The organism is Sphingomonas endophytica (genome assembly GCF_001476895.1).
GTDB classification, from domain to species: Bacteria; Pseudomonadota; Alphaproteobacteria; order Sphingomonadales; family Sphingomonadaceae; genus Sphingomonas; species Sphingomonas endophytica_A.
The window spans coordinates 1-581 of sequence record NZ_LDTB01000130.1 but is presented as its reverse complement, the minus strand read 5'-3'; the positions used below and the strand labels follow the sequence as shown (position 1 = coordinate 581).

Annotated in this window: 1 protein-coding gene and 1 pseudogene; one reads left to right on the top strand and one right to left on the bottom strand. The window is 69.0% G+C overall.

All coding sequences use genetic code 11. The features are described 5' to 3' along the window. Nucleotides 1–241: BolA family protein (locus tag NS334_RS16315; RefSeq protein WP_153002789.1), on the bottom strand; the 241-nt coding region annotated here is incomplete at its 3' end. Between the two features lie 90 nt (nt 242–331). On the opposite strand from NS334_RS16315, the pseudogene NS334_RS16310 reads away from it, so the two are divergent. Then, nucleotides 332–581: pseudogene (locus NS334_RS16310) on the top strand (molecular chaperone DnaJ); the annotation flags it as partial.

The window sequence follows — 581 nt, the reverse complement described above, 5'->3', positions numbered from 1 at the left end:
GCGTCGCCAGCAGGCCGGCGAGCGCGTGGTTCACCAGCCGCTGCCGCGCGACACGCGTCTGCCCGGCGAAGGCCGCGCTTTCGATGATGACGCGGAAATGCGTTTCGCCCGTCCCGTCGTCGCCCATGTGCCCGCGATGCTGCGCGCTTTCGTTCAGCACCTCCAGCCGCGTCGGCGACAGCGCTGCGGTCAGGCGGGCGGCGATGATCTCGGTCAGCGGGGCGGTGGCGGTATCGGTCATGGCTCCCCATATAGCGCCTCTTGCGCGTCAGGGAACGAACGACTGGTGAAGCCCAACAAGGATCGAGCGAATACCCGTTTTCACGGCCGGATGGAGGGCGTCGGGCGCGTCTGCGATCATCCCGCCTGCGACGAGGCGGGCGAATTCCGCGCGCCCCCGCTGGAGGGGGCCGGCCCGCACGACGGCCCGCCGCGCTTCCGCTATTTCTGTCTGGAGCACGTCCGCGCCTTCAACGCCGGCTACAATTATTTCGACGGCATGACCGCCGACGAAATCCATCAGGCGCAACGCCCGATGGCCGGGTGGGAGAGCGAGACGCGCGCCTTTTCGCGCACGCGCA